Source organism: uncultured Limnohabitans sp. (genome assembly GCF_937889215.1).
Taxonomy (GTDB): Bacteria; Pseudomonadota; Gammaproteobacteria; order Burkholderiales; family Burkholderiaceae_C; genus Limnohabitans_A.
Window position 1 is genome coordinate 1 of sequence record NZ_CALBEX010000593.1, and the last position, 3,682, is coordinate 3,682.

Below are 3,682 nucleotides of genomic sequence, written 5' to 3' on the forward strand. Positions count from 1 at the left end.
CCCAGCATCACCAACAAGCCCACCAAATAAGGCGTGAACACCGGGCCGGGCAGGGCCACCCGCTCGCCTTGCACCCGTTGGCGCACTGGGTTTTGCAAGGCCTCGGGCAGGCCAATCAGCCAGTCGCTCAAGTGGGCCAAATCGGGCGGGACTTGTGCCAAGCGCTGGTTCAGCGCGTCTGTGGTGGCGCGGTATTGGCGCAGCTCCCAAGCGCCAAAACCGTAGACCGCGCCAATGAGCAGCGTCATGACCAACACCAAAAAGTGGCTGCTGGCCACGGCCGCCGCGACCCAAGCCAAGGCCAGTGCGCCCAGCCCAAAGGCGATCGGAAAAGAATAAGGTTTCATGGTGTGTGTAGGGCTTCAGGGGTGAGGGCTTCAAGCAGTCCGAGGCTCGGTTGCAGCCGGGTGTCGAGTTCGGCCAGCAAGGCCGTGCGCAAGGTCTGGCGCAGGGGCATCAGCCAGCGGGCGGGGTCTTCGGGGGCCTGAAGATGTGCTTTGAGGGCTTGTACAAAACGCTTTTCCAGTGGCTTGCTCACTTTGGCCAGCAGCGCCGCTTCGCGCTCGCCCAAGATGCTTTCAAAAGCCGCATCGAGCGCGGCCAGTTGTGCCCCTGCGGGGCCGCGCTTGCTCAGCTGCAACCGCAGTTGGGCGCGCAAGTTGCGCACCGTGGTTTCCATTTGGCGTTGGTGCGCTGCAAGAAATCTGCGGTAGGGCTCAAACGCTGTTTTGGGTTCGGGCGGATCGTCCAACTCGGGCGGCGGCATGTCGATGCGCGCCAGGCCCGAGCCCGGCGGGGCCCCTTGCAGCACCGACTCGGTCAGCTGGGCGCGAACTTTTTCAACATGCGCGGCCAAGGCCTGCGGCGAGATCGGGGCAGCGCGTTGCTGGTGGCCGGGGATGGGCGCGGGGGCGGCGTCGTTTTGCAGCACGCCGTGCAAGGCAATGGCCTGCCGAAAATTGAGCCAGTCGCCCAACTTTTGCCCCACACCTTCCCCGGCCTGGGCAGCGTCGAGCATGGCGTTTTCGGTCAGAAAACGCACCAGGCTGGAGCTGTTGATGTGGGCACGCGGCAGGGCTCGCGTCATGGGTGTTGTGGGGTGTTTGGGGCTAAAAAAACAGAGCGTGCGCGCTCTGAAGGCGACGGGCGTCAAACGCTGGCGTCAGGGACTGTCCAGCAGGACAGAGGGGGCAAATTTTACCCGTTGCCAAGGCTGCGAATTTCGCGCCTCAGTCTGCGTATTTAGGTATTCACAGGCCTGCGTAGGCCGTTCAGGGCGTTTTGGGCTTGTAATCGCAAAACGCCGATACCGCACACGATCCGCACAGGGGTTTGCGCGCTTGGCACACATAGCGCCCATGCAAGATCAGCCAGTGGTGGGCATCGACCAAATACTTGGCCGGAATTCGTTTGAGCAACTTGAGTTCCACCGCCAAAGGTGTTTTGCCCGGGGCCAGGCCCGTGCGGTTGCCCATTCGAAAGATGTGCGTGTCCACCGCCATGGTGGGCTCGCCAAAGGCCGAATTGAGCACCACATTGGCCGTTTTGCGGCCCACGCCGGGCAGGGCTTCCAGCGCTTCTCGCGTGCGGGGCACCTGCCCGCCGTGCTGCTCCACCAGAATGCGGCAGGTTTCCAACAGGTGCTTGGCTTTGCTGCGGTACAGGCCAATGGTCTTGATGTAACCCTCCAGCCCCTCTAGCCCGAGGTCCAGTATTTTTTGCGGTGTGCCCGCCACTGGAAACAGCTTGCGCGTGGCCTTGTTCACGCCCACGTCGGTGGCCTGGGCCGACAGCAGCACGGCCGCCAGCAACTCGAACACGCTGGTGTACTCCAGCTCCGTCACCGGCATCGGGTTCGCCGCTTGCAGTGTGGCAAAAAAAGATTCGATCTGGGCGGGCTTCATGCGGTCTGGATGTGGGCAAAATGTAGGACTTGAGACAACACGGGAAGATACACCATGCCTTTGCAGTTTGCAGACCGCCTGAACAACGTCGAGACCTCCGCCATCCGTGAGCTGTTCAAGCTCTTGGGCAAGCCCGGCATCATCAGCTTTGCGGGCGGCTTCCCCGACAGCGCCATGTTTGACGTGGACGGCATCCGCGAAGCCAGCAACGCCGCGCTGAGCCAAGACCCCGGCGCGGCCCTGCAATACGGCGCGACCGAAGGCTTTGGCCCGTTGCGCGAGCAACTGGCGCACTTCATGGGCCAAAAGGGGGCGAAAGACGTCACGGCTGACCAATTGATCGTGACCACCGGTAGCCAGCAAGCGCTTGATTTGATTGGCAAAACCATGATCAGCCCCGGCGACAAGGTGATCGTGGAAGGCCCGACTTTTTTGGCCACCATCCAATGCTTTCGCCTTTACGGAGCCGAGCTGATCAGCGCCCCGGTGGACGGCCATGGCGTGAAAACCGACGAACTGGACAAGCTGATCGCCGAACATAAGCCCAAATTTGTGTACCTGATCCCCACCTTCGGCAACCCCAGCGGAGCCTTGCTCAGCGCCGAGCGCCGCAAGCAGGTGCTGGAGATGGCGGTCAAACACCAAACCCTGATCGTGGAAGACGACCCGTATGGTGACTTGTATTTTGGCGAAGCCCCGCCGCCCAGCCTGCTGGCCATGAGCGCATCGGTGCCCGGCAGCCGCGAGCTGCTGGTGCACTGCGGCTCGCTGTCCAAAGTGTTGTCGCCCGGCCTGCGCGTGGGCTGGATGGTTGGACCAGCCGAATTATTGGCCCGCGCCACCATGTGCAAACAGTTCAGCGATGCGCACACCAGCACCTTTGCCCAAGCCACGGCCGCGCAGTACCTGTTGGCGAGTCGCATGCCCGCCACCCTGGACAAAGTGCGCAGCGTGTATGCCCAACGCGCCCAAACCATGGGCGACGCTTTGCGCCGCGAATTGGGCGATGCGGTTGAGTTTGTGCAGCCCGAGGGCGGTTTGTTCGTCTGGGCGCGCCTCACAGGCGCAGGCGGCAAAGTGGCCGACGGCAATGTGTTCGCCCAACGCGCCATCGCCCAAGGCGTGGCCTTTGTGCCGGGCACACCGTTCTTCTGCGCCAACCCCGACCACGCCAGCTTCCGCCTGAGCTTTGCCACTGTGGGCGAAGACAAAATCCTCGAAGGCGTCTCGCGCTTGGCCAAGGCCTTGTAAGCCATGGGCGGCAAGCAACGGTGCCTCGACGTCAACGGCACCCAAGTCTGGCTGCAAGGGCAGGGTGACGAAGTCATCTTGATGCTGCACGGCTGGCCCGACACCCGCGCCCTGTGGGACGGCACCGTGGCGGCCCTGCAAGACCGCGCCACCTGCGCCCGGCTGACGCTGCCTGGCTTTGAGAGCGGCCCAGCGGTCACGAGCCTGGATGGCATGTGCCTGTTGCTGCGCCAAGTGGTGGACCGCATCAGCCCAGACCAACCCGTCACGCTCATGCTGCACGACTGGGGCTGCATCTTTGGCTATGAATTTGCCATGCGCCACCCCGATCGCGTGGCCCGTGTGGTGGCGGTGGACGTGGGCGACCACAACGCCGGTGCCTTGCTGCGCAGCTGGGGCGCGAAGGAAAAACTCTCGGTCATGGGTTACCAAGTTTGGCTGGCGCTGGCGTGGAAGCTGGGTGGCCGCTTGGGCACTCGCATGACCCGCGCCATGGCCCGCTGGCTGCGCTGCCCGACCGAGCCAGA

4 protein-coding genes and 1 pseudogene are annotated in these 3,682 nt (G+C 63.4%); 2 read left to right on the forward strand and 3 right to left on the reverse strand.

The window, feature by feature from the left end:
* The 3 genes and pseudogenes from Q0341_RS14870 to nth form a co-directional block, all read right to left on the reverse strand.
* Positions 1-347, reverse strand: a pseudogene (locus Q0341_RS14870) (hypothetical protein); the annotation flags it as partial.
* Entirely contained in the window at positions 344-1,087 is a 744-nt protein-coding gene (locus tag Q0341_RS14875; RefSeq protein WP_299514923.1) for a DUF3348 family protein, read from the reverse strand. The pseudogene Q0341_RS14870 and the gene Q0341_RS14875, both read right to left, overlap by 4 nt.
* Before the next feature lie 184 nt (positions 1,088-1,271).
* Positions 1,272-1,904, reverse strand: a complete 633-nt coding sequence (gene nth / locus Q0341_RS14880; RefSeq protein WP_299514925.1) for an endonuclease III — start codon at positions 1,902-1,904, stop codon at positions 1,272-1,274.
* Positions 1,905-1,958: 54 nt separating this feature from the next.
* Here nth and Q0341_RS14885 point away from each other — a divergent pair, with 54 nt between their 5' ends.
* Both Q0341_RS14885 and Q0341_RS14890 read left to right on the forward strand, forming a co-directional pair.
* A complete protein-coding gene (locus tag Q0341_RS14885; protein ID WP_299514928.1) occupies positions 1,959-3,155 on the forward strand; it encodes a PLP-dependent aminotransferase family protein in 1,197 nt (398 codons plus the stop codon).
* Positions 3,156-3,158: 3 nt separating this feature from the next.
* On the forward strand, positions 3,159-3,682 hold a 524-nt coding region (locus Q0341_RS14890), incomplete at its 3' end, for an alpha/beta fold hydrolase (RefSeq protein ID WP_299514930.1).